Below are 23,646 nucleotides of genomic sequence, written 5' to 3'. Positions count from 1 at the left end.
AAAAGCCGCTAATCTCTTAGCGGCTTCTGTTCAGTCGTTTCTCTCAGATATTACGCGGTAGCGGTTTTGGCCGCTTCAGCCGTCTTGTCGTCGTCCTGAGTCATTCGATTCAGTTTCGGCGCGGTCAGCAGCATCAGCGCCGCGATAACCGCCGTAGCGATACCAATCTGCATGAACACGGTACCGTAGACGTTCAGGGAGAGCAGTGGATCGGTCACGTTTTCTGGCACAGCCATCAGGTTCGCAATCTTACCTGCGATGATCGCCGCACCGGCAGTGGTCAGGAACCAGCTACCCATGATGAAGCCCATCAGACGCTGAGGCACCAGCTGCGCAACCATCGCCAGACCCAGACCGGAGATCATCAGTTCACCAATAGACTGCAGCGCGTAGCTCAGGATCAGCCAGTTCACGGACACGATACCTGCGTCGGACGCAAATTTAGTCCCCAGCGGCAGCACCAGGAACGCGCCAGAACAGAGCACCATACCCACCGCGAACTTGTGCGGCATTGGCAGACGGTCGCCCATCTTGTTATAGATTGCGGCCAGAATCGGGGAACCAATCATGATCCAGAACGGGTTCAGCGCCTGGAACTGCTCCGGCTCGAACGCGATGCCCAGGATGGAGTGCTCCACGTTACGAATCGCGAAGAAGTTCAGAGAGGTTGGCATCTGGCTGTACAGCACGAAGAAGATAATCGCTTCCAGCATCAGAATGAACGCCACAATCATCTTACGGCGCGCAGCACCCTGCATAGCGAACGCTTCTTTCGCGAAGATGACCACGATACCCAGCGCAACCACGCCCAGAACGGCACGAGCGATACCCTGGTTGTGCAGCAGCCAGGTGGCGATCGCCGCCAGGACGACAACGCCCACGATAGTCGCCAGCAGTTTACCCATGTGTACTGGCTCGAAGTCAGGTTTTGAACCGTAGTCTTTTACCCAGCTGCGGCAGAACAGGAAGTTCACCACGGTGATCAGCATACCCACGAAGCTCAGCGCAAACGCCACGCTCCAGCCAAATTTCGCGGCCAGCCATGGGGTTGCCAGCATGGAGAAGAAGGAACCAATGTTGATGGACATGTAGTACATGGTAAATGCACCGTCCAGACGTGGGTCATCTTTGCTGTAGCAGGTTGAGAGCAGGGAAGACGGGTTCGCTTTGAACAGACCGTTACCCACGGCGATGGTTGCCATGCCCATATAGACCACAGCCGCATCATGTCCAGACCATGCAACCAGACCATAGCCAATAGCCAGAACAATAGCGCCCAGCATAATGACGCGCTTAGTACCAAGAACTTTATCACCCAGCCAGCCGCCGATGGCAACCAGACCGTAGACGAGGGCACTGAAGGAGGAGAACAGCGTGATGGAATCGGCTTCGGACATACCCAGTTGTTTAACCAGGTAAACCGCCATGATCCCTTGCAGGCCGTAGTAACCAAAACGCTCCCATAACTCGATAGAGAAGATGAGATAAAACGCTTTCGGTTGTTTAAAAGCGTTCAGACTCACGCTTTCATCTGTTGGTTTATTGTTTGCAGTCGACACATATACCTCTTTTTTTACATCCCATATTAACGGGGGTGTTCATAGCGTGATGGCCGTAGCCCATCCGCCTTATAGTTATATTGGGAGGAGAAACGGCGGGTAATGTTCACTATCCTGACCCGTCTGGCAATACGTTTGTAATACTCTGTTACATATATCTGGAGCGGTATAATCGTCGGTTTCTGCAAATGTTATTCAGCGTTAAATTTTATACGATAACTAAAGGTAGTTTTTTCGACTGGTATACACCCTGTGTGATGGGCTTTTGGCGATATGTTCTGCTATTTGCCGTCTGTTGCAGTGATATAGCCCATATTCTGAAAAATAGCTGGTCTTATCTTCCGGGTAAGCACAGTTATATCTTGCCCGGCAAAGGGTTTGCGATGACTTTGACTACAAAAAATCAACATGACGTTATCAGAGTGATCGCGATCACAGATGTATAGAAATTTTTGGCTATGAAAAAACTATTAACCTGTTTGAGCGTTATAGCGCCGAAGAAGTGACAGGCTGGAGGATAAAGAAGGCGGATGATTTATGGTCAGGAGAAGGATTTCTGAAAGGCCCTCTCCTGGTATGGGATTGTGATTGCGGATAAAAGTCAGGGATACACTTTTTCTTTATATTCGCAGAGATCTTCAATAATACAGGAGCCGCAGCGCGGCTTTCGGGCTATGCAGGTATAACGACCGTGCAAAATCAGCCAGTGATGGCAGTCAACCTTGAATTCGGCAGGGACCACTTTTAACAGCTTCTCTTCTACCTGCTCGACATTTTTCCCTGGGGCGAAGTTGGTCCGGTTTGAGACGCGGAATATATGGGTATCAACGGCTATCGTCGGCCAGCCAAACGCGGTATTGAGTACAACGTTCGCGGTTTTACGTCCCACCCCCGGTAATGCCTCCAAAGCCGCGCGGTCTTCCGGCACCTCGCCTCCGTGCTGTTCCAGCAGGATCCGGCAGGTCTTAATAACGTTCTCCGCCTTGCTGTTAAACAGGCCGATGGTTTTGATATAAGACTTAACGCCCTCCACGCCCAGCTCCAGCATCGCTTTTGGCGTATTGGCGACCGGATAGAGCAGGGCAGTGGCTTTGTTGACGCTCACATCGGTCGCCTGCGCAGAGAGCAGCACCGCGATCAGCAGCTCAAACGGGGAGGTAAAATTCAGCTCCGTCGTCGGGTGCGGGTTCTCGTCCCGCAGACGAGTCAGGATCGCAATGCGCTTTTCTTTATTCATGAAGCCTTCTCGGGTGTCCCTTCCAGAACGCTGCGCTCTGCCGCGCGGCGCTTACGTTTTTCATCAATCAGGTATTTTACCGCCAGCATCATGCCAAGGCCAATGAACGCGCCAGGCGGTAGCATCGCCAGCAGGAATGGCGTGTCGGTGTGGAACACTTCTATGCGCAGCACCTTGGCCCAGCCGCCCAGCAGGGCATCTGCACCGTCGAAGAGCGTCCCGTTGCCGAGAATTTCACGCATGGACCCGAGGACGAACATGGCGGCAGTCGCGCCCATGCCGATGGAAAACCCATCCAGAGCGGAAATGGCCGGGTTGTTTTTTACCGCGAAAGCCTCAGCGCGGCCAACGACGATGCAGTTGGTCACGATAAGCGGAATAAAAATCCCGAGCGACTGGTACAGGCCAAACGCGTAAGCGTTGATAAGCATCTGCACGACGCTCACCACCGACGCAATGATCATCACGTAAATCGGAATACGGATCTCCGACGGCGTCCAGCGGCGCAAAACAGAAATAGAGAAGTTGGTCAGGGTCAGCACCAGCGTGGTCGCCAGGCCCAGCCCGAGCGCGTTGGTAGCGGTAGATGTCACCGCCAGCAGCGGACAGAGTCCCAGAAGCTGTACCAGCGCGGAGTTGTTCTTCCACAGCCCCTGGACAATAACCTCTTTAACCTGGCTCATGATGACTCCCCACAGGCCGGAAGATTGTTGATTTGCGCGGGCAGCGTTTCAGCATATAGCCCGGCTCGTTTTACGGCGTTCACCACGGCGCGCGGCGTGATGGTTGCGCCGGTGAACTGGTCAAACTCACCGCCGTCTTTCTTCACCGCAAACGCGGTGTCACCTTCGCCATGGATTACTTTACCGGCAAAGTGCAAAATCCAGTCGCTCAGCCGGGTTTCAATTTTATCGCCCAGGCCCGGCGTTTCATGGTGTTCCGTCACGCGGGTGCCCAGTATGGTTCCGGTGAAATCGCTGCCGACAAGCAGTTGAATGGAGCCAGAATAGCCATCGGGCGCCGTCGCTTCCATCACTGCGCCTACGGGTTTATCTCCTTTGCGGGCGATAAAGACACGGTGCGTGCCTTTTCCAAGCTGCGTCGCGTCTACCACAAAGCAGCTTTTTTGCAGGTCATTATCGTAGAAATCGGATGGGATCACCTGATCGAACAGCGCCTTTTGCTGCTTCAGCGCCTGTTCTTCAATGGTCGTTTTGGTCAGCGCATTGACCAGTGCCGTCAGCCCGGTCAGGACCGCGGCGAAGACTGCCAGCGTAACGCCGTGTTTTTGCATCGTTTTTAGCATGGCGAAACCCTTAGCGATGGCCGTACACGCGGGGGCGCGTGTAATAGTCGATGAGCGGAACGGTAATGTTGGCAAGCAGCACGGCAAACGCCACGCCGTCCGGGTATCCGCCAAAGCTGCGAATAAGCCACACCAGCAGCCCGGCCAGCGCGCCGAAGATCAGACGGCCGCGGTTAGTCGTAGATGCCGTAACCGGATCCGTCAGGATAAAGAAGGCACCCAGCATGGTCGCACCGGAAAGCAAATGCATCTGCGGGCTGGCCAGTAATTCAGGAGAGAAGAGCCAGCCCAGCGTGGCGCAGAACGCCAGCGTCACGAGGAAGCTCACCGGAATATGCCAGCGAATGGCTTTTTGCTGCAGCAGGAACAGGCCGCCCAGCAGATACGCCAGGTTGACCCACTGCCAGCCCGCGCCCGCCAGCATGCCGCTGTAGATCGCGGATTTCATGGTCTGCTCAACGCTGTGCCCGGCATGCAGGGACGTTTTGAAGGTATCGAGAGGCGTCGCCTGGCTGATGCCGTCCACGCCCATACGCAGCGCGTTCATATCAGCCCCCAGCGCCGTATGGCCGGTAAAGATCACGTGCAGGGCATCCATAAAGCCCGGAACCGTGGCCGCAATCTCGTGCGGAGGAAGCCAGCTGGTCATCTGCACCGGGAAAGAGATCAGCAGCACCACGTAGCCAATCATCGCCGGATTAAACGGGTTATGGCCCAGCCCGCCATACAGCTGTTTAGCAATAATTACGGCAAACACGGTACCAAGTATCACCATCCACCACGGGGCAAACGGCGGAATACTGATGGCCAGCAGCAGGCCGGTCAGCAGCGCGGAGTTGTCGGCCAGGATGCGTGAAACGGCCATCTTGCGCAGCTTCAGCACGAGAGCCTCTGCTGCTATGGCGCTGGAACAGCCCAGGGCTATCTGGAACAGGGTTCCCCAGCCGAAAAACCAGCACTGAACGGCAATGCCCGGCAGCGCGGCCAGGCAGACCAGCATCATGATGCGCGAGGTCTGACGCTGGTTGTGGGTGTAAGGGGAACTTGCGATTCTGAAAACCATTTAATCCTCGTTTACGGCTTGCTGTGCGGCTTTCTTCGCCTGAACGCGCGCGATCGCGGCCGCGACGGCGGCCTTGCGCGGGTCGTCGTTTGCGGCCTGCGGCTGCTCTTCCTGCTGTGCCGCTTTACGCGCTTTGGCGCGAGCAATCGCGGCTTCAACGGCGGCTTTACGCGGGTCGACCGGTGCTTCGGGTTCTGCGGCAGGCGCCTGCTGCGCCGCTTTGCGCGCTTTGGCGCGGGCAATTGCGGCTTCAACGGCGGCTTTACGCGGATCGACCGCTTCCTGTTCAACCACTACCTGCTGCTCCCCGGCCTTGCGGGCTTTGGCGCGGGCAATGGCCGCTTCAACGGCAGCTTTGCGTGGATCGACTTCAGCTTCCGGCTGTGCCGTTTGCGCTTTTTCCGCCTGGCGGGCGCGGGCCGCAGCCTTACGTGCTTCGCGGGCGGCAATCGCTTCGCTGTTATCCGGTTTTTCACCGGCCTGGATCACCAGCGTCTGGGCGGCATTGGCTTTTTTCTCGCGAACGCGCGCCAGGGCGGCGTTAATCGCATACTGATCTTTTTCGGCAGGCTGAACGGCGGCCTGCTTATGTCGCTCCTGACGAGCCATCTTCTCACGTTCGAGACGCGCCTGGCGCGCTTCGAAGCGAGCCCTGGCTTCCGCGGCGCGTTTTTCTTCCATGGAGATGGCATAAATCTCGGCCTTCTCCTGGCGGAAGTACTGCACCAGCGGAATGTTGCTTGGACAGACCCAGGCGCAGGCGCCGCATTCGATACAGTCGGCCAGGTTATGGGCTTTGGCTTCATCGTGCAGCTGGCCTTTGCTGTACCAGTACAGCTGCTGCGGGAGCAGATCCGCCGGGCAGGCATCGGCACAGGCGCTGCAGCGGATGCAGCCTTTCTCTTCCTGTTCTTCGCCCATCTCAGTCGGGGAAGGGGCGAGCAGACAGTTGGTGATTTTCACTACCGGGACATCGAGCCACGGCAGGGTAAAGCCCATCAGCGGGCCGCCCATGATCACCATCTGGTCGCTGGCCGGGCAAAATTCAGCCTGTTCCAGCAGGTGGCGCACCGGCGTACCAAGACGTGCCCAGACGTTGCCCGGACGAGAGACCGACTCTCCGGTCAGCGTCACCACGCGTTCGGTCAACGGCTCGCCGTCAATCACCGCGCGCTTCACGGCGTAAGCGGTTCCGACGTTTTGCATCAGTACGCCGATATCCGACGAGCGTCCGCCGTGCGGCACCTGCTTTCCGGTGAGGATTTGCGTCAGCTGTTTTGCGCCGCCAGAAGGGTACTTGGTCGGAATGACGCGCAGTGCGATATCATGGCTACCGGCCAGCACGGCGCGCAGCATCGAGATAGCCTGCGGTTTATTGTCTTCAATACCAATCAACACTTCTCGCGGCTGTAAGATGTGCGCGAGGATGCGGATGCCTTCCACCACCTGGGCGGCGCAATCCTGCATCAGACGATCGTCAGCGGTGATATACGGCTCGCACTCGGCGGCGTTAATAATCAGCGTCTGAATGTTATCGCCGCCGCCGCGCAGCTTGACGCCGGTCGGGAAGCCCGCGCCGCCGAGCCCCGCGACGCCGTACTGATGAATACGCTCGATAAGCGCTTCGCGGCTCTGGCTGCGGTAGTCGCTCCAGCCGTCACGGTCAATCCAGCGATCTTCGCCGTCGGCTTCAATAATCACGCTCAGCTCCGACAGCGCGGACGGGTGCGCCACCGTATGAGGGGCAATCGCCACCACTTTACCGGATGTTGGGGCGTGAATCGGCAGCATACGTCCACGGCCAAAGGTTAGCGGCTGACCGCGCAGGACCGTATCGCCTTCTTTCACGCACAGCTCGCCTTCAGCGCCAATATGCTGCTTGAGCGGCATGACGAAACGGGTCGCCAGCGGAATTTGACGCAGCGGCGTGCCGTTGGACTGGGTTTTCATCTCCGGCGGATGGATCCCGCCGTCAAAGTCCCAAATCTTCTCTTTTCTGAAAGCAGAAAATAACTTAAGCATGTTGTTCCACAGGAATATTGCGAACCGGAATGGTTTGAAGATCCCACTTCCAGCTTTCGGTAGTTGTTTCAACCGGGCGCAGCTCAATACATTGCGTCGGGCAGGGGGCCACGCAGAGGTTACAGCCGGTGCACAGATCCGCCACAACGGTGTGCATGGCGCGGGTCGCGCCGACAATGGCGTCAACCGGACAGGCCTGAATACATTTGGTGCAGCCGATGCAGTTTGCTTCGTCGATCACGGCGAGGGCGCGAACCGGCTCCTGCACCTCCGCATCGCCATCTACGGGCTGCGGATCTACGTTAAGCAGGGCGGCAATTTTCAGCATTACCGCTTCGCCGCCGGGGGCACAGCGGTTAATTTTTTCACCCTGAATCCCTACCGCTTCAGCGTAAGGGCGGCAGCCCGGGTAGCCGCACTGCCCGCACTGACTTTGCGGCAAAAGCTCATCAATTTTTTCAACAACAGGATCGTCCTCTACCGCGAAACGGCGGGAGGCGTAGCCCAGGATAAGGCCAAATACCAACCCCAGGACGCTGATAGAGGCGATGGCAATCCAGATAGCATTCATTACAACTTCACCAGACCACTAAAGCCCATAAAGGCCAGAGACATTAAACCCGCGGTGACCAGCGCAATGGCATTACCGCGAAATGGCGCAGGGATGTCCGCTGCCGCCAGACGTTCGCGAATCGACGCGAACAGAACCATAACAAAGGAGAAACCGACGGCGGCGGAAAAACCGTACAGCGCCGACTGCATAAAGTTATGCCCAAGGTTGATGTTCAGCAGCGCCACGCCGAGTACCGCGCAGTTGGTGGTGATCAACGGCAGGAAGATACCCAGCAGGCGATAGAGCGCCGGGCTGGTTTTACGCACCACCATTTCAGTAAATTGCACCACAACCGCAATGACCAGAATAAATGCCAGCGTACGGAGATAGATTAACCCCAGCGGGATAAGGATCCAGGTGTCAATCAACCACGCGCAGATAGACGCCATCGTCATGACAAAGGTCGTCGCCAGCCCCATGCCCATCGCCGTTTCCAGCTTCTTGGACACGCCCATAAACGGACACAGGCCAAGGAACTTCACCAGAACGAAGTTGTTAACCAGCACGGTGCCGACAAAGAGCAGTAAGTAATCGGTCATTATTTAGCCTGAAATAAAAAAGCCGCCTATTATCGGACAAACCGGGTCAGGCGACAACAGGTTATCTGTAAGGTTATTACGGGTTCACGAAGGTGTTTTTCACACGCGTTGAACGCTTGAAATAGGGCACCAGCAGCGCCGCAGCCAGTAACGGGAAAAGCAGCTGGCGGACAGCAAGCGCGTCAGGCACGGGCGAGAAAGCAAACGCTTTAACCGCCAGCAGAACCGAAATGAGCAGCCAGATAATATAGTGCTTAGGCACGCTCTTGCGGCGCTTAAAGAAGGCGATGGTCAGCCACAGGGTGTAGTACCACATCCCAATCGCGAAAACGAACGACACAAACCACATAGCTATATTCAGCACGCTTTGCGACATCAGGGTCTGGATGGCGTGAGGGGTAATCAATGCGGTGGTATAAAGCAGCAGCGCAAGCGATGCGCTTAATAAGGCAACCAGCAGCCATGCCAGTGGGGCGATTAACCAGCCTCCGATGCGTTCTCCAGGCGTTGCGGTCATGAACTCTCCCATTATCTGCGCGAAATGTTGTACAGCCAGTTTGCAGGGCGGAGAGTATATAACATTTCGCGCGGATGGCTACTTTCTTATAAAACGTAGCGCCATACGGACTTCGGCACCTCGCCGACGTTGAACAAGCGTCCGCCGGAGACCAGCTCCGCACGGCGGTGGTCAGCGGCGCGATACATATTGATAATGTCCTGATTATCCGACAGGGTGTAGTTCAGATGGTCAAACAGTTTTTCCAGGCTCTCAAGCGAATTGATCTTGCGAAATTTTAATAAATAGTCCTGAACTGTCATATTAATAAGTTTCCATATAAAAGTGAGTAATACCAGTTAAGGTAATTCGGTCGAATAATAAACGGATTAATAAAGACGTAAACAGCCCACTCAGGTAACGCGACGAAATTAGGAGTTTTCTTTGCTGAAATTCAGGCACCGAAGGCGATGCCTGGAAGAGAAGGTTAACCGCGTTCACCAGGGCTGGCAATATGAAACTGACATATTATGTCACTCTTTATCGCAGCAACCGGTTACTTAGGATGGGTGACGGCAGCAGGCTCCGGCGGCTGGTAGTTATCAATATGGCTGGCTACGCCGAGCAAAATGACCGAAACCCCAAGAACAATCCATCCCGCTAATTCAATGATTCGATTAATAATTGATGCCATGATTTGCTGTTGTAATTTATCCATAAATACAGGGCGCAAATGTTACAGCGCTGTTTCTCTGACGGCAAGCGCTTTGGGAACGATTCCCTTAAACAAAATCAGAAGGTTAATACTATGTAACAAAAATAACCGCTACAGCCTGCTATTTTAAGCGCCATGGCTCATTATTAATGAGGGCAATGCCAGACAGGCCAGTATGAAATAAGAAACGCAAAAAGAGGACAACACGATGAGTGATAACATCCGCGTCGGGCTTATAGGCTACGGGTACGCGAGCAAAACGTTTCATGCGCCTCTGATAGCCGGGACGCCGGGGATGGCGCTGGCTGCGGTATCCAGCAGCGACGCTGCTAAAGTCCACGCTGACTGGCCCTCTGTGCCGGTTGTCTCTGAGCCAAAACATCTCTTCAACGATCCGAATATCGATTTAATTGTTATCCCCACGCCTAACGACACGCACTTCCCGCTGGCGAAAGCCGCGCTGGAAGCGGGAAAGCACGTCATTGTTGATAAACCCTTCACCGTGACGTTGTCACAGGCGCGTGAGCTGGAGGCGCTGGCAAAAAGCCTGGGAAGGGTGCTGTCCGTTTTCCATAACCGCCGCTGGGACAGCGATTTTCTGACAGTAAAAACGCTTCTCGGTGAGGGTACGTTAGGGGAGATCGTTTTTTTTGAATCGCACTTTGACCGCTTTCGACCGCAGGTAAGAAACCGCTGGCGCGAGCAGGCCGGTCCGGGCAGCGGCATCTGGTACGATTTAGCCCCGCATCTGCTGGACCAGGCCGTTAATCTGTTTGGTCTGCCGGTGAGCATGACGGTCGATCTGGCCCAGCTCAGGCCCGGGGCACAGACAACCGATTACTTCCACGCGGTGCTCAGTTACCCGCAGCGCCGGGTTGTGCTGCACGGCACGATGGTCGCGGCTGCGGAATCTGCCCGATATATCATTCACGGCACGCGCGGGAGCTACGTGAAGTTCGGCCTCGATCCGCAGGAAGACCGGCTTAAAAACGGTGAACGTCTGCCGCAGGAAGACTGGGGCTATGATATGCGTGACGGCGTCGTGACGCGGGCAGAAGGTGAGGAACGGGTCGAAGAAACGCTACTGACGATACCGGGTAACTATCCGGCTTATTATGCAGCCATCCGCGATGCGCTGAACGGAACGGGGGAAAACCCGGTTCCGGCCAGCCAGGCGATTCAGATTATGGAACTGATTGAGCTGGGGATTGAATCAGCCAAACATCGCGCAACGCTTTGTCTGGCATAATTTTTGTAAGCCGGGTAAGCGCCAGCGCTACCCGGCAGCGCGTTAACCGCGCGCCACTTTATCTCGCAGCGCCTGCTTCTCTGCTGGTGTCAGGAAGGCTATTTCCAGCCCATTAACCTGCGCCTGACGGATCTGCTCGCGGCTCAGACCTGCCTGCGGTGCCGCAATGTTGTACTCGTGGATGATATCCACGCCCTGGACCGCCGGATCGTCCGTGTTCAGCGAGGCCAGCACGCCGTGCTCAAGGAACGTTTTCAGCGGATGCTGCGCCAGCGTTGCCACGGTGCTGGTCTGAATGTTGGACGTCAGGCATGATTCAATCCCGATACGCTGCTCCGCCAGGAAATCCATCAGGGCGCGATCTTCTACCGCCTTCACGCCGTGGCCGATACGCTCGGCGCCCAGCTCGCGGATGGCCTGCCAGATGCTTTCCGGACCCGCTGCTTCCCCCGCATGCACGGTAATGTGCCAGCCGGCATCGCGCGCGCGGTTGAAGTGGGAGAGGAACAGGCTGCCGGGGAAGCCCAGCTCGTCACCGGCGAGGTCGACGGCGGTGATGGCATCGCGATGGGCCAGCAGCGCTTCCAGCTCCTGCAGGCAGGCGGCTTCACCGAACGTACGGCTCATAATACCGATCAGACGGGCCTGAACGTCGAAGGTTTTACACCCTTCGCGGACGCCTTCAATGACGGCTTCCACCACGCCTGCAACGGGCAGGCTGTGGGTCATCGCCATGTAGCCCGGCGAGAAGCGCAGCTCGACGTAATGCAGGCCGTTACGTGCCGCATCTTCAATGTTCTCAAACGCCACGCGGCGACAGGCATCCAGCGAGGCCAGCATCTTCACGCCCCAGTCGAGCTTGCTCAGGAAGCTGACCAGATCCGGTTCATTGGAGGTCACCTGTACGTGAGGGATCAGCGACTCAAGCGTCTGCGCAGGAAGCGTTAAATTGAACTGGCGGCCAAGATCGAGGATGGTTTGGGCACGAATGTTACCGTCAAGGTGACGATGAATATCAGTTAAAGGCAGGCGTGTATCAATCATGGTCGCACTCTTTTCTGGTTAAAGTGCGCCATATTATAAAAACAAAACGGGGTAAAAAGCTATTTGCGCAAGGGAAAATTCCGTTGCGCAAACAAATTACAGCAGCGTGTTGATCCCGGCGATGAGGCGCTGAACCCCTTGTTCCAGCTTGCTGCGCGGACAGCCGGCGTTCAGCCGCACGAAGCCGTTACCTTCGTTTCCGTACGTGTATCCCGGCATGATGGCGACTTTTTGCTGCTCGATCAGTACTTTTTGCAGCGCTCTGTCGTCAATGTTCAGCGGGCGCAGGTCGATCCAGGCCAGATAGGTTGCTTCCGGCGGCTGCCAGTTCAGTTTCGGAAAAGCACTGTTTACTTCCTGCGCGACGTACAGCAGATTCTCCTCCAGATAACGCCGTAAGGCATCCAGCCACGGCTCTCCCTGCTGGTAGGCGGCAATATGGGCCGTCAGCGCCAGTACGGAAGGAGAAGAGAGTCCATCCCGGCCTTTTAGCGCGCTGAGATAGCCGTCGCGGCTCTCTTCATCGCCAATCAGGCCGTATGCCCCCGTCAGCGCCGGAATATTAAAGCTTTTCGAGCCGGAGGTGAGAAGCGCCCATTTGCCGCGCGCCACCGCGTTCCACGGGGTGTGGCGATGCGCGCCCCACACCATGTCCATATGAATTTCATCGCTGATAACCGCCACGTCATAGCGTGCGCAAAGCTCCGCCATATGGGTCAATTCTTCACGCGTCCATACTTTTCCGGTTGGGTTTTGCGGGCTGCACAGTAGCAAAATTTTGTTTTCCGATTTCGCCAGCGCCGCTTCAAGCGCCGCCATATTGCCCTGCCAGCCTGCCGCCTGTTTCTCCATCTCAACGGGCACCACAAGGCGCGCATTGCCCTCAATGGCCTTAAAAAACGCATCGTACGCCGGGGTGTGAACCACCACGCCGTCACCGGGCTTTGACCAGAGGCGAATCAGCTCTGACACCATGTAGATGACGGAAGGTCCATAAACGACGGTTTCCGTATCAATCGGGCTGTTGAAGCGCTGTCGGAACCAGTGCGCGACGGAGGCGAGAAACTCGTCGTTCTTCCAGCGGCTGTAGCCCAGCACGCCGTGGTTAATGCGCTGATGCAGCGCGTCGGTTATGCAGGGGGCGGTGGCGAAATCCATATCTGAGATGGTGAAGGGCAGCAGATCTGCCGCGCCAAAGCGGTCGGCGACGTAGTCCCACTGCGTACACCAGGTGCCGTGTCGATCCACGACGGTAGAAAAATCAAACATGACGTAAATCCTTAAAGTAAAACCCCCTCATGAGAGGGGGTTGAGGCATCAGGCTTCTACTGTTCGCATCAGGGTGGCCAGCTCATCCTTCACTGACTGAACCTGCGGGCCGATAACTACCTGCAAATTGTGCTGGTTTAATTGTACCACGCCGATGGCCCGGTTGGCCTTCAGGGCGTTGGTATCCACTTTTGCCATATCCGCCACCGACAGGCGCAGGCGGGTAATGCAGTTGTCCAGTGAGGTGATGTTATCCGCACCGCCCAGCGCCGCCAGAATGGCTGGGGTGTTATACCCGGATTTGCCCACGGTACCGGTAACCGCCTGTTCAACGCTGGTGGCCGTATCGGTATCGCGGCCCGGCGTTTTCAGGTTAAAGCGGGTGATGGCGAAGCGGAAGATACCGTAGTATACCGCGAACCAGATAGCCGCCACGACCGGCACCAGATACCACTTGGTGGACAGACCGTGCAGGATCCCGAACACCACGAAGTCGATGACGTTGCCGTCGGTGTTGCCAATGGTCACGCCCAGCACCGCCATCACGGTGAAGCCCAGACCGGTCAGCAGCGCGTGAATGAGATACAGCACCGGCGCAACAAACAGGAACAGGAATTCGATAGGCTCGGTGGTGCCGCCGACGACGCAGGCAATCACGCCGGAAATCAGCAGCCCTTTAATTTTATGACGGTTTTCCGGGCGCGCACAGTGGTACATCGCCAGCGCGGCACCCGGCAGGCCGCCGAGGAAGGCCGGCATTTTGCCCTGAGACAGGAAGCGGGTGGCGCTTTCGGAGAAGCCGTGGGTGGTCGGGCAGCTCAGCTGCGCCTGGAAGATGGTCAGCGCACCGCTCACGTCGTGACCGCACACTTCCATGGTGCCGCCCGCTTCGGTGAAGCGAATCAGGGCCACCAGGATATGCTGCAGGCCAAACGGCAGCAGCAGACGTTCGCCGGTGCCAAAGATCATCGGACCAAAATCGCCCGCGCCGTTGATGATGCGGCCAATGCCGTTGATGCCCATCGCAAAGACCGGCCAGATCAGTGGAATGATCAGGCCGAACAGACCCATGACCACCAGAGTGACAATCGGCACGAAGCGGGTACCGCCGAAGAAGGCCAGGGCATCCGGCAGGCGGATATTGTGGAAGCGCTCGTGCAGCATCCAGATAATGACCCCCGCGATTACCGCCCCGAGGATCCCGGTATCAATAGACTGGATACCAATCACGCTCTGGATGTTGTTAGCCTTCAGCACGGCAGCGTCGGTGGTCGGCAGAATGCCTTTCGCGGTCAGCCAGAAGTTAACCGCCAGGTTCATCACGGCGTAACCCACAAACCCGGCAAACGCCGCGACGCCTTTGTTCTCGCGGGCCAGGCCCAGCGGGATGGCGATGCAGAACATCACGGGCAGGAAGCTAAACGCGAAGGAGCCGACCTTACTCATCCAGATAAAGATCGCCTGCAGCACAGGGGTACCGAGGAACGGGATCAGCGTGATGACGTCTTTACTGCTTAGCGAACTGCCGATCCCGAGCATGATCCCGCAGAATGAGAGGAGTGCCACGGGGAGCATAAAGGTTTTACCCAGTTGCTGGAAAAACTCCCACAGCGATATTTTTTGTGCCGCTTTCGCCGTCATAAAACGACTCCTTTATTGTTAAAATCAGTTTATCTGCTTCAATGCTGCGAGAAGATAAAACGTTTTATCAAAGTTTAGTGCGCGCTGAATCACATTCTCAGGCTTTGGCTGGTAGTATAAAGATAACGTATTGATAAAACGTTTTACCGATCTCATTTCAGGGAGTCACGCCAACACATGGCTGTAGCGAAAAAAGTCACCATCAACGATGTCGCGCTGGCGGCGGGGGTTTCCGTCAGCACCGTTTCTCTGGTACTGAGCGGAAAAGGGCGCATCTCTCCCGCGACCGGTCAGCGGGTGAACGAGGCGGTTGAGCAGTTGGGCTTTGTGCGAAACCGCCAGGCGTCGGCGCTGCGCGGCGGGCAAAGCGGGGTGATTGGCCTGATTGTCCGTGACCTGACGTCACCGTTCTATGCGGAGCTGACCGCCGGCTTAACCGAAGCGCTTGAAGCGCAGGGGCGGATGGTCTTTCTGCTGCACGGCGGGCGCGAGGCCGGGCAGCTTCTCTCCCGGCTCGATATGCTGCTGAATCAGGGAGTGGACGGGGTGATCGTCGCCGGGGCGTCGGGCGTGGGCAGCGAGCTGTGCGAGCGTGCCGCTGAAAAAGGCGTGCCGCTGGTGTTTGCTTCACGCGCCAGCTACCTTGATGAAGCCGATACGCTGCGCCCGGATAACATGCAGGCTGCGCAAATGCTGACCGAGCATCTTATTCGTCGCGGCCATCAGCGCATTGCTTGGCTGGGCGGCAAAAGCTCGTCCCTGACGCGCGCCGAACGGGTCGGCGGCTACTGCGCGACGCTGATTAAATACGGCCTGCCGTTCCACAGTGAATGGGTCGTGGAGTGCGAATCCAGCCAGAAGAAAGCGGCGGAAGCGATTGGGGCACTGCTGCGAAGCAGCCCGACGATCAGTGCCGTGATTTGCTACAACGATGTAATTGCCATGGGGGCGTGGTTTGGCCTGATCCGCGCCGGGCGTCAGAGCGGTGAAGGGGGCGTTGAAACCTTCTTTGGCCACCAGGTGGCGCTGGGGGCGTTCGCCGACGTCGGTGAAAACGCGCTGGACGATCTGCCGATCGTCTGGGCCACGACCCCAGCGCGGGAGATGGGCTATACCCTGGCGGACAGGATCATGCAGCGCATCGACAATACGGATGTCCAGGCCGGGCACCAGATTGTGGCGGCGCGGCTGGTGACGGTGAAGTAAATCAGCTCTGCCGCGTAAGCGGGTTGAGCGTCAGCTGTGTCTCCAGTGCCTCTATAAATTTTCGCACTTTTGCTGGGATCAGGCGAGAAGTCGGGTAAACAGCCCAAATGGCCAGCGATTCCGGCTGAGCATCTTCAAGGACGATCCGCACGAGTTTACCCTCTGTAATTGCAGGCTCTACGTACCAGCGAGATAAATTTGCGATGCCGAGTCCCCCCTGGCAAGCCTCGAAAATTGCCTCAATCGAGTTAGCCGAGAATCGGCCTGACACCTTTTGCTTGTAGCGCTGTTCACCCTTTTCAAATGACCAGTGTGTCGTATCTGAGGTGGTCAGGCAGCTATGTCCAGCCAGATCGTTAAGTAATTTCGGTGAACCGTACGCAGCCAGATACTCCGCGCTGGCGCAAAGCTCGCGGGGATTATCACAGATGCGGTGTGCAACCAACCGGTTATCGCGCAGCGGGGCAATGCGTAACGCCACGTCTATGCCTTTCCCGACAATATCAATCTGATCATCGGTTGCCAGCAGGTCAACCTGCAGGGCCGGATGTTGCTGCATAAACAGCGGCAGCATTGGCGCGACGATCTTGCGCCCAAACGCCGCTGAGGCGGTAATGCGAAGGCGTCCGGACAGGTGCGTACCATCGGGAAACAGATCGGCAAGCGCGTTATTTTTATCTTCCAGCAACGCCTGTGCATGAGGCAAAAAAACCTCCCCATCGCTCGTGGGTGAGAGGGAGCGCGTGGTGCGATGCACCAGCCTGACGCCCAGCTCAGCCTCAAGATTATTAAGAGACCGTGACGCCGCCATGGCGCTCATTGAGAGCCGACGCGCGGCGCCCGCCAGGCTACCTGCCTTAATGGCTTCTACAAACACTTCAACGTCTTCAAGCTTCATTATATCGTTTTTCGTTACGCTGCCTTATCAAAGTACATATCTACAGTATTTATCGTTGTGCTGCCATAGTCTCTTCACATCCTGAAAACATGAATCTGGAGTGAAGATGAAAAAGTTGAAAACGGTTCTGGCATTCAGCAGCCTGTTCCTGGTAAGTGCCGCCTGGGCTGATGCACCTGCGCAGGTGAAACAGCAGGTCCCCGGCTATTATCGTCTGGCGGTAGGGGAATACGAGGTCACGGCGCTGTTCGACGGCTATAATGACCTTTCGCCGTCATTACTACACGGGCTTTCAGGCGACAAGGTTCGTAAGCTGCTGGATCAGAATAAAATTGATGCTGAACGCATGCCGACCGCGTTTAACGCTTTCCTGGTTAATACCGGGAAACATCTGGTCATGATTGACAGCGGAGCGGGACACTGCGTGCCGCAAACGGCCGGCCAGCTGGTCAACAATATGAAAGCATCAGGCTATCGCCCTGAGCAGGTTGATACCATTTTCCTGACGCATCTTCATCTTGATCATGTTTGTGGCCTGAGCGACGCGGACGGTAAAGCGTTGTTCCCCAATGCGACCGTCTACGTACCGCAGGGGGAGGCCGATTACTGGCTCGATCCGGCAAAAGAAGCGAGCGCTCCGGCTAATGCGAAGGAGTATTTCGCTATCGCCCGAAAAGCGTTATCTGAGTATAAAGCGTCAGGACACCTTAAAACCTTCGTTCCGCCAGCTTCGCCTATCCCGGAAGCCCAGACGGCCTATGCCGTTGGTCATACGCCTGGCAGTACCGTTTATCGCTTTGCGTCCCAGGGAACGGCTATTAACTTCATTGGGGATCTGATCCATGCGCCTGCCGTCCAGTTCCCGCATCCTGAAGTATCTATTCGCTTTGATGTCGATTCGAAAAAAGCCATCTCGTCCCGGGCGCAGGAGTTTAACGCGCTGGCGAAAGACGGTGAGTGGATGGCTGCAGCGCATCTGCCTTTCCCCGGTATTGGGCATATCACCGCCTGGCAGCAGGGATATAGCTGGAACCCTGTAAATTACGGTCCTTATCAACGTGCGGCCAACGTGCCTCTGCTGAAATAAAGTGAGGTTACGACCATGAAAAGTTACACCGTAACGGCAAACGGCATCCGCCAGTTTGTGGTTGAAGAGGGTGAAGGCGCGCCGGTTATTCTCCTGCACGGTTTTCCTGAAACAAACTATGCCTGGCGCTACCAGATACCGGTCTTGTCCCGGCACTACCGCGTAATCGCGCCGGATTTACGAGGATATGGCGAAACGGATAAACCGGCTTCTGGCTATGATAAACGGAACATGGCGCGGGACATACGGGAACTGATGCGTGCGCTGGATTTACAGAAGGTGGTGCTGGTGGGGCACGATCGCGGCGCGCGCGTCGCGACGCGGTTCGCAAAAGATTACCCTGAGCTGGTGGATCGTCTGGTGGTGATGGATAACGTGCCAACGCGCATTGTGGCGCGCGATTTGAATGCGTCCATCGCCCGCGCATACTGGTTCTTCCTGTTCCATCTCGTGCCCGATCTCCCGGAAGCGCTGATTGCGGGTCGAGAAAATATCTGGCTGCGCCACTTTTTCTCGGACTGGACCTACGATCCGTCAACCATCAGCGGCGAGGCGTTTGACACCTATGTTCGGGCGTATCAGGCGCCCGGAGCTGTGCGAGGCGCGATGGCTGACTATCGCGCCAACGCAGAAGATGTGGCGCAGGATCTTGCCGACGCTGACGTGAAAATCGCGTGTCCGGTAATGTCGCTGTGGGGCAATGATTTTCATGCGGTCGGCAAGCTCTTCGATATGCAAAGCGTCTGGGCTGAAATGGCGGATAACCTCCGGGCGTACGGTATCGACGAGTGCGGCCATCTGCCTCAGGAGGAACAGCCTGAGAAAGTTAACGCACTGCTGTTGGATTTCCTGCAGGGATGGAAGGGATAACGGTAATAAAAAAACCCCTCATGCGAGGGGTTTTGTTGTTTACTGCTGCGGTGCCGCCGGGTCGGCTGGCGCTGCCGGTTCAGCCGGTTCAGCCGGTTCCGGCATCCCCAGCGTCGGCATACCAAACATGCCGACAAACTCTTCCAGTGGCATTTTGTCGCCATTGAGCGTGACCTGGCCGTTGGCGTACTGCAGGCTGGTAGAAATCGTGTTGTTATCCACCTTCGTGATGCGGAACATCTGGCCCATAGCCGCCAGACCTTTCACCTGCTGGTTCGCCAGCTTGCCGGCATCTTCATCGCCGTAGCCTTCCAGCTTCGCAATCTGGGTCATAAACTCGGTCGCCATATCCATCGGGATGGTTAGCTTGCTGTCGAGCGACTTCACGCTACGATCCACTTCCTGCGCCAGCGTCTGCGGTTCACCCGTTGCGGCTGCAGGATCTTTCAGGAACAGCGACAGGTTAAAGCTGGTTTCGCCTTTGCTGTTTTTCCAGCTCAGCGGCGCAACGGTGACCACCGGCTCGCCTTTCAGCAGGATCGGCAGGTTATTGAACAGCACCGCCATCGCCTGCTGCTGGTACACCTCAGGGTTCTGCTGCAGCGCGGCGTCGGTCAGCAGCGCCTGGCTCTCTTTGCTGTATTTCTGGCTAAACTCGTGCCACGCCTGACCGTCGATATTGCCGATCTTCAGCGACAGCTTGCCGGTGCCCAGATCCTGATTCTGCACTTTCAGGCTCTTCAGGGTGTAATCCAGCTGGGTGTTGATGCTCTTACCGTCTTTAGATACGTCGGATTTACCGTTAACGTCCATGCCTTCCAGCACGGCCATCTCTTTCCCTTCAATTGCGATAGCAATCTTATCAACGGAGAGCTTCTGGTCGCCGATACGCTCTTTAAAGTCGGTCATACGGCTGTTGCCGTCGGCTTTCAGGTTGTTGAAGGTGAGCTGAACCTTCTGATTATATTCGTTCACGGCGTTGACCAGGCCACTTTCCGCTTCACCCGTCATGGAGAAGACGTTGCCATCCCGATCTGCATCAAGTTTGAAATGACCGCCGCTGAAGGCGACTTTCTCGTTCTCTTTCTCGTAGTTCAGCGCTTTCAGCGCGATATCAGAGCTGGTATCACCGGAGTAGCTAATACGGGTATTAATGTCGAAAGGTGACTCATTCTTTGCCAGGTCAAACAGCGGTTTAGTGACGTCGTTATTCACCAGCACGGTATGAACGGACGCCATGGACGGGATCAGGTTAAACGACTTCAGCTGCGCCAGCGGCAGCGGACCGTGGCTTACCACTTCATCCAGCACCACGCTCTGGCCCGGCTTCAGCCAGCCGTTTGCCGCACCGGCCACCGGCTTCACCATCAGCTGCATACGGCTGGTAAACACGCCGCGCTGATAGTTCTGATAGCTCAGCTCCAGACCCGCCTCCGGCGCGCTGCGCTTAATTTCTCCGTTAGCCTGCGCCACCATCTCAGCCAGACGGCTTTCCAGCTGTTTCCCGGTAAACCAGGAGGCACCCGTCCAGACCACGCCTAACGCTACAATCACTCCAACCGCTACGACCGATTTTTTCATTGCGACTATCCCTAAAATGAAACCAGGCGGTAAAAACCGCCCGGAGATATTAAGCCTGCAACTAGCTTAGCAAGAGTTGTTAAAAAATTCAGTAAGTGCTTAAAGCTTATTAAAAACGCGCGCCAGGCGACCGGCGCCGCTTACGCTAACCGGAGACTCATTGGCTGCAACGAATGCTGACTCACCGGGCTTAAGCACCAGACGCTGTTCGCCTTTATGCAGCGTCGCTTCGCCCTCCACGCAGAACAGGATCGCCGCGCTCTCCTGCGCAATGGCGGTTTCGGCCTGGCTCAGGTCGTGCAGAGAAAACGCAAAATCCTCAACCGGAATCGGGAAGTCCAGCTCTGCGCCGTTTTTCACCGGCTGAGTCAGCAGCTCCGCGGCAGGCTTCGCCACAAACTTCACGTTGGCAACCAGCTCAGGGATGTCGATGTATTTCGGCGTCAGACCCGCGCGCAGCACGTTGTCGGAGTTGGCCATCACCTCCAGTGCCACGCCCTGCAGATAGGCGTGCGGGGTTTCGGCGAACAGGAACATCGCTTCGCCCGGGTTCAGCTTCACCACGTTCAGCAGCAGAGGGGAGAACAGGCCGCTGTCGTCCGGGTAGAATTCGGAAATCAAGCGGATGGTCTCCCACGGCTCACCCTGCTGGCTGTCCAGGGCCGCTTTCAGCACCGCCAGCGCGTGAGATTTCTCTTCACCCTGCATATTCAGCAGGCTGGCGAACAGCTGGCTCAGCGCGTCTGCGTTCGGGTTTTCGAGGAAGTGGGCGATAGCCTTGTTGGCACCCGCGACCGGCTGCAGCAGGGAGATAATCTCTGAAAACTCGCGGAACGCGTTCATCGCCAGGAACGGGGTCAGCGCAAACACCAGCTCCGGCTTGTGGTTAGGATCTTTGTAGTTACGCTCTGCGGCGTCTAACGGGATACCCGCCGCGTTCTCTTTCGCGAAGCCAATTTCAGAGGCTTTCTTGTTCGGGTGAACCTGGATCGAGAGCGGCTGGTCGGCGCACAGCACCTTAAACAGGAACGGCAATTCGCCGAAGCGTTGAGCCACCTTGTCGCCCAGCAGCGCGGCTTTATCGGCATCAATCACGTCACGCAGGCTGCGAACCTGGCCGCTGGCGTCTTCAATTTTTGAGCTGCTCTTCGGGTGCGCCCCCATCCACAGTTCCGCCATCGGCAGGTTGTTCGGGTTCGCGATACCGTAGAGATCCGTTAACGCAGTTTTACTTCCCCAGGCGTAGTTTTGCACTGAGTTAATGAGTTTTTGCATTATCAAGCCCTGATTCAAATGTGGAATTAACTCCGGGTATTAAAGCAATAAACCACGTGGAAGTAACCTGTGGATGTAAAAAGTCGTACTAGTCTCAGTTTTTGTTAAAAAATTGTGTAGGATAAGCTGACTCGCTTTTAAGCCGGGCAGCGGAACATCTGCCCTGAATAAACAGACCGAAGCAGTAAGTGAGAGAACAATGTCGAATAAACCCTTCCATTATCAGGATCCTTTCCCCCTCAGCAAGGATCAGACCGAGTATTACCTGTTAACCCGCGATCACGTCTCCGTCTCTGAGTTTGAAGGACAAGAGATCCTCAAGGTGGATCCGCAGGCGCTGACGCTGCTGGCGCAGCATGCTTTCCACGACGCCTCGTTTATGCTCCGTCCTGCGCACCAGCAGCAGGTTGCCGATATCCTGAGCGACCCGCAGGCCAGCGAGAACGATAAATACGTTGCCCTGCAGTTCCTTCGTAACTCAGACATCGCGGCGAAAGGCATTCTGCCAACCTGCCAGGACACCGGCACGGCGATCATCGTCGGTAAAAAAGGCCAGCGCGTCTGGACCGGCGGCGGTGATGAAGCGGCGCTGGCGCATGGCGTCTACAACACCTACACCGAAGACAACCTGCGCTATTCGCAAAACGCGGCGCTGGATATGTACAAAGAGGTCAACACCGGCACCAACCTGCCCGCGCAGATCGATCTCTACAGCGTCGACGGTGACGAGTACAAATTTCTCTGTATCGCCAAAGGCGGCGGCTCAGCCAACAAAACCTATCTCTACCAGGAAACCAAAGCGCTGCTCACCCCGGGCAAGCTGAAGAACTACCTGGTTGAGAAGATGCGCACCCTCGGCACCGCGGCGTGCCCGCCGTACCATATTGCCTTCGTGATCGGCGGTACCTCGGCGGAAAGCACGCTGAAAACCGTCAAGCTGGCCTCAACCAAATACTATGACGGCCTGCCTACCGAAGGTAACGAGCACGGCCAGGCATTCCGCGACGTGCAGCTTGAGCAGGAGCTGCTGGAAGAGGCGCGTAATCTGGGCCTCGGCGCGCAGTTTGGCGGCAAATACTTTGCCCACGACGTACGCGTGATCCGTTTGCCGCGTCACGGCGCATCCTGTCCGGTCGGGATGGGCGTCTCCTGTTCTGCAGATCGCAACATCAAGGCCAAGATCAACCGCGAAGGCGTGTGGATCGAAAAACTGGAAAACAACCCGGGCAAATACATCCCGGAAGAGCTGCGTAAAGCGGGTGAGGGTGAAGCGGTTCGCGTTGACCTGAACCGTCCGATGAAAGAGATTCTGGCGCAGCTTTCGCAGTACCCGGTCTCGACCCGCCTCTCCCTGAACGGCACGATTATCGTGGGCCGCGACATCGCGCACGCGAAGCTCAAAGAGCGTCTGGACAACGGTGAAGGGCTGCCGCAGTACATTAAAGATCACCCGATCTACTACGCGGGCCCGGCGAAAACGCCTGAAGGCTACGCCTCTGGCTCGTTAGGCCCGACCACGGCAGGGCGTATGGACTCGTACGTTGACCAGCTGCAGGCCAACGGCGGCAGCATGATCATGCTGGCGAAAGGCAACCGCAGCCAGCAGGTGACGGACGCCTGCCACAAGCACGGCGGCTTCTACCTCGGCAGCATCGGCGGCCCGGCGGCGGTACTGGCCCAGGGCAGCATCAAGAGCCTGGAGTGTGTGGAGTACCCTGAGCTGGGTATGGAAGCGATCTGGAAAATCGAAGTAGAAGACTTCCCGGCGTTTATCCTCGTGGATGACAAAGGTAACGACTTCTTCAAGCAGATCCAGTCCTCCCAGTGTTCGGCGTGCGTGAAGTAATTCTGTAAATTGTCGGGGGGGGGCCCCCGCCCCCCCCCCCCCAAAAAAACCCCCCACACCCCCAAAAAGGTGGAACAAATAAAAAAAAAAATAAACAGAAAAAATGGTGGCAGAACACATGTTTTTTTTA

General features: G+C 56.6%; 22 protein-coding genes. 5 read left to right on the top strand and 17 right to left on the bottom strand.

Annotation, left to right across the window (positions count from 1 at the left end; genetic code table 11):
• Nucleotides 1–50: 50 nt before the first annotated feature.
• The 11 genes from dtpA to blr all read right to left on the bottom strand — a co-directional run bounded on the left by dtpA (nucleotide 51) and on the right by blr (nucleotide 9,517).
• A complete protein-coding gene (dtpA, locus tag URZ40_RS08890; RefSeq protein ID WP_320720373.1) occupies nucleotides 51–1,559 on the bottom strand; it encodes a dipeptide/tripeptide permease DtpA in 1,509 nt (502 codons plus the stop codon).
• A 601-nt stretch (nucleotides 1,560–2,160) separates the two neighbouring features.
• A complete protein-coding gene (gene nth, locus URZ40_RS08885; RefSeq protein ID WP_008500570.1) occupies nucleotides 2,161–2,796 on the bottom strand; it encodes an endonuclease III in 636 nt (211 codons plus the stop codon).
• A complete protein-coding gene (locus URZ40_RS08880; protein WP_163329042.1) occupies nucleotides 2,793–3,479 on the bottom strand; it encodes an electron transport complex subunit E in 687 nt (228 codons plus the stop codon). Before URZ40_RS08880 ends, nth begins: the two co-directional genes overlap by 4 nt.
• Nucleotides 3,476–4,102 carry an electron transport complex subunit RsxG gene (gene rsxG, locus URZ40_RS08875; protein WP_116340359.1) on the bottom strand — a complete coding sequence of 209 codons (627 nt, stop codon included), beginning with the start codon at nucleotides 4,100–4,102 and terminating at the stop codon, nucleotides 3,476–3,478. The genes URZ40_RS08880 and rsxG overlap by 4 nt, the downstream gene beginning before the upstream one ends.
• Before the next feature lie 10 nt (nucleotides 4,103–4,112).
• The gene (gene rsxD, locus URZ40_RS08870; RefSeq protein ID WP_320720372.1) at nucleotides 4,113–5,165 is read right to left on the bottom strand and encodes an electron transport complex subunit RsxD; all 1,053 of its coding nucleotides are present in this window, start codon (nucleotides 5,163–5,165) and stop codon (nucleotides 4,113–4,115) included.
• The gene (gene rsxC, locus URZ40_RS08865) at nucleotides 5,166–7,187 is read right to left on the bottom strand and encodes an electron transport complex subunit RsxC (RefSeq protein WP_320720370.1); all 2,022 of its coding nucleotides are present in this window, start codon (nucleotides 7,185–7,187) and stop codon (nucleotides 5,166–5,168) included. It lies immediately after the preceding gene.
• A complete protein-coding gene (gene rsxB, locus URZ40_RS08860; RefSeq protein WP_028012918.1) occupies nucleotides 7,180–7,758 on the bottom strand; it encodes an electron transport complex subunit RsxB in 579 nt (192 codons plus the stop codon). The genes rsxC and rsxB overlap by 8 nt, the downstream gene beginning before the upstream one ends.
• Entirely contained in the window at nucleotides 7,758–8,339 is a 582-nt protein-coding gene (gene rsxA, locus URZ40_RS08855; protein ID WP_014883581.1) for an electron transport complex subunit RsxA, read from the bottom strand. Before rsxA ends, rsxB begins: the two co-directional genes overlap by 1 nt.
• A 76-nt stretch (nucleotides 8,340–8,415) precedes the next feature.
• Nucleotides 8,416–8,856 carry a DUF2569 domain-containing protein gene (locus URZ40_RS08850; protein ID WP_320720369.1) on the bottom strand — a complete coding sequence of 147 codons (441 nt, stop codon included), beginning with the start codon at nucleotides 8,854–8,856 and terminating at the stop codon, nucleotides 8,416–8,418.
• Between the two features lie 86 nt (nucleotides 8,857–8,942).
• On the bottom strand, nucleotides 8,943–9,158 hold the full coding sequence (gene ydgT / locus URZ40_RS08845) for a transcription modulator YdgT (protein ID WP_013096896.1): 216 nt from the start codon (nucleotides 9,156–9,158) through the stop codon (nucleotides 8,943–8,945).
• A gap of 233 nt (nucleotides 9,159–9,391) precedes the next feature.
• Entirely contained in the window at nucleotides 9,392–9,517 is a 126-nt protein-coding gene (gene blr / locus URZ40_RS08840) for a division septum protein Blr (RefSeq protein ID WP_168733269.1), read from the bottom strand.
• A 241-nt stretch (nucleotides 9,518–9,758) separates the two neighbouring features.
• Between blr and URZ40_RS08835 the strand changes: the two genes are divergently transcribed.
• The gene (locus URZ40_RS08835; RefSeq protein WP_316378988.1) at nucleotides 9,759–10,799 is read left to right on the top strand and encodes an oxidoreductase; all 1,041 of its coding nucleotides are present in this window, start codon (nucleotides 9,759–9,761) and stop codon (nucleotides 10,797–10,799) included.
• Nucleotides 10,800–10,841: 42 nt separating this feature from the next.
• On the opposite strand, the gene add is transcribed toward URZ40_RS08835, so the two are convergent.
• The 3 genes from add to malX form a co-directional block, all read right to left on the bottom strand.
• A complete protein-coding gene (gene add / locus URZ40_RS08830) occupies nucleotides 10,842–11,843 on the bottom strand; it encodes an adenosine deaminase (RefSeq protein WP_116340349.1) in 1,002 nt (333 codons plus the stop codon).
• A gap of 96 nt (nucleotides 11,844–11,939) precedes the next feature.
• Entirely contained in the window at nucleotides 11,940–13,112 is a 1,173-nt protein-coding gene (locus URZ40_RS08825; protein WP_320720367.1) for a MalY/PatB family protein, read from the bottom strand.
• A 48-nt stretch (nucleotides 13,113–13,160) separates the two neighbouring features.
• Nucleotides 13,161–14,753: a maltose/glucose-specific PTS transporter subunit IIBC gene (malX, locus tag URZ40_RS08820; protein WP_116340344.1), complete on the bottom strand. Its 1,593-nt coding sequence runs from the start codon at nucleotides 14,751–14,753 to the stop codon at nucleotides 13,161–13,163.
• A gap of 177 nt (nucleotides 14,754–14,930) precedes the next feature.
• Between malX and URZ40_RS08815 the strand changes: the two genes are divergently transcribed.
• Entirely contained in the window at nucleotides 14,931–15,959 is a 1,029-nt protein-coding gene (locus tag URZ40_RS08815; RefSeq protein WP_116340342.1) for a Mal regulon transcriptional regulator MalI, read from the top strand.
• A 1-nt stretch (nucleotide 15,960) separates the two neighbouring features.
• Here URZ40_RS08815 and URZ40_RS08810 read toward each other — a convergent pair whose 3' ends face one another.
• Complete coding sequence (locus tag URZ40_RS08810) at nucleotides 15,961–16,857, bottom strand: LysR family transcriptional regulator (protein WP_316378991.1); 897 nt, start codon at nucleotides 16,855–16,857, stop codon at nucleotides 15,961–15,963.
• Nucleotides 16,858–16,963: 106 nt separating this feature from the next.
• Here URZ40_RS08810 and URZ40_RS08805 point away from each other — a divergent pair, with 106 nt between their 5' ends.
• Together URZ40_RS08805 and URZ40_RS08800 are read left to right on the top strand one after the other, a co-directional pair.
• The gene (locus URZ40_RS08805) at nucleotides 16,964–17,944 is read left to right on the top strand and encodes an MBL fold metallo-hydrolase (RefSeq protein WP_320720363.1); all 981 of its coding nucleotides are present in this window, start codon (nucleotides 16,964–16,966) and stop codon (nucleotides 17,942–17,944) included.
• A 15-nt stretch (nucleotides 17,945–17,959) separates the two neighbouring features.
• Entirely contained in the window at nucleotides 17,960–18,814 is an 855-nt protein-coding gene (locus tag URZ40_RS08800) for an alpha/beta fold hydrolase (protein ID WP_116340336.1), read from the top strand.
• Between the two features lie 39 nt (nucleotides 18,815–18,853).
• Here the strand turns inward: URZ40_RS08800 and URZ40_RS08795 are convergent, their stop codons facing one another.
• Both URZ40_RS08795 and manA read right to left on the bottom strand, forming a co-directional pair.
• Nucleotides 18,854–20,395, bottom strand: coding sequence for a YdgA family protein (locus tag URZ40_RS08795; protein WP_320720361.1), 1,542 nt, complete (start codon nucleotides 20,393–20,395; stop codon nucleotides 18,854–18,856).
• Between the two features lie 99 nt (nucleotides 20,396–20,494).
• Complete coding sequence (gene manA / locus URZ40_RS08790) at nucleotides 20,495–21,670, bottom strand: mannose-6-phosphate isomerase (RefSeq protein WP_316378994.1); 1,176 nt, start codon at nucleotides 21,668–21,670, stop codon at nucleotides 20,495–20,497.
• A gap of 199 nt (nucleotides 21,671–21,869) precedes the next feature.
• Here manA and fumA point away from each other — a divergent pair, with 199 nt between their 5' ends.
• The gene (gene fumA / locus URZ40_RS08785; RefSeq protein ID WP_061715401.1) at nucleotides 21,870–23,516 is read left to right on the top strand and encodes a class I fumarate hydratase FumA; all 1,647 of its coding nucleotides are present in this window, start codon (nucleotides 21,870–21,872) and stop codon (nucleotides 23,514–23,516) included.
• The last annotated feature ends 130 nt before the right edge of the window (nucleotides 23,517–23,646 follow it).

The sequence above is a fragment of the Enterobacter sp. 296B2 genome (assembly GCF_034106185.1).
In the GTDB taxonomy this organism is placed as follows: domain Bacteria; phylum Pseudomonadota; class Gammaproteobacteria; order Enterobacterales; family Enterobacteriaceae; genus Enterobacter; species Enterobacter cloacae_N.
This window is presented reverse-complemented; position numbering and strand designations above follow the sequence as displayed.

Excerpts from the sequence above, each read along its gene's own strand:
- ydgT (WP_013096896.1), bottom strand. The coding sequence starts at position 9,158 with ATGACAGTTCAGGACTATTTATTAAAATTTCGCAAGATCAATTCGCTT.
- fumA (WP_061715401.1), top strand. The coding sequence starts at position 21,870 with ATGTCGAATAAACCCTTCCATTATCAGGATCCTTTCCCCCTCAGCAAG.
- URZ40_RS08795 (WP_320720361.1), bottom strand. The coding sequence starts at position 20,395 with ATGAAAAAATCGGTCGTAGCGGTTGGAGTGATTGTAGCGTTAGGCGTG.
- manA (WP_316378994.1), bottom strand. The coding sequence starts at position 21,670 with ATGCAAAAACTCATTAACTCAGTGCAAAACTACGCCTGGGGAAGTAAA.
- URZ40_RS08880 (WP_163329042.1), bottom strand. The coding sequence starts at position 3,479 with ATGAGCCAGGTTAAAGAGGTTATTGTCCAGGGGCTGTGGAAGAACAAC.
- rsxC (WP_320720370.1), bottom strand. The coding sequence starts at position 7,187 with ATGCTTAAGTTATTTTCTGCTTTCAGAAAAGAGAAGATTTGGGACTTT.
- malX (WP_116340344.1), bottom strand. The coding sequence starts at position 14,753 with ATGACGGCGAAAGCGGCACAAAAAATATCGCTGTGGGAGTTTTTCCAG.
- URZ40_RS08810 (WP_316378991.1), bottom strand. The coding sequence starts at position 16,857 with ATGAAGCTTGAAGACGTTGAAGTGTTTGTAGAAGCCATTAAGGCAGGT.
- rsxB (WP_028012918.1), bottom strand. The coding sequence starts at position 7,758 with ATGAATGCTATCTGGATTGCCATCGCCTCTATCAGCGTCCTGGGGTTG.
- nth (WP_008500570.1), bottom strand. The coding sequence starts at position 2,796 with ATGAATAAAGAAAAGCGCATTGCGATCCTGACTCGTCTGCGGGACGAG.
- URZ40_RS08825 (WP_320720367.1), bottom strand. The coding sequence starts at position 13,112 with ATGTTTGATTTTTCTACCGTCGTGGATCGACACGGCACCTGGTGTACG.
- URZ40_RS08805 (WP_320720363.1), top strand. The coding sequence starts at position 16,964 with ATGAAAAAGTTGAAAACGGTTCTGGCATTCAGCAGCCTGTTCCTGGTA.
- URZ40_RS08815 (WP_116340342.1), top strand. The coding sequence starts at position 14,931 with ATGGCTGTAGCGAAAAAAGTCACCATCAACGATGTCGCGCTGGCGGCG.
- URZ40_RS08800 (WP_116340336.1), top strand. The coding sequence starts at position 17,960 with ATGAAAAGTTACACCGTAACGGCAAACGGCATCCGCCAGTTTGTGGTT.
- rsxD (WP_320720372.1), bottom strand. The coding sequence starts at position 5,165 with ATGGTTTTCAGAATCGCAAGTTCCCCTTACACCCACAACCAGCGTCAG.
- URZ40_RS08850 (WP_320720369.1), bottom strand. The coding sequence starts at position 8,856 with ATGACCGCAACGCCTGGAGAACGCATCGGAGGCTGGTTAATCGCCCCA.
- rsxA (WP_014883581.1), bottom strand. The coding sequence starts at position 8,339 with ATGACCGATTACTTACTGCTCTTTGTCGGCACCGTGCTGGTTAACAAC.
- rsxG (WP_116340359.1), bottom strand. The coding sequence starts at position 4,102 with ATGCTAAAAACGATGCAAAAACACGGCGTTACGCTGGCAGTCTTCGCC.
- URZ40_RS08835 (WP_316378988.1), top strand. The coding sequence starts at position 9,759 with ATGAGTGATAACATCCGCGTCGGGCTTATAGGCTACGGGTACGCGAGC.
- add (WP_116340349.1), bottom strand. The coding sequence starts at position 11,843 with ATGATTGATACACGCCTGCCTTTAACTGATATTCATCGTCACCTTGAC.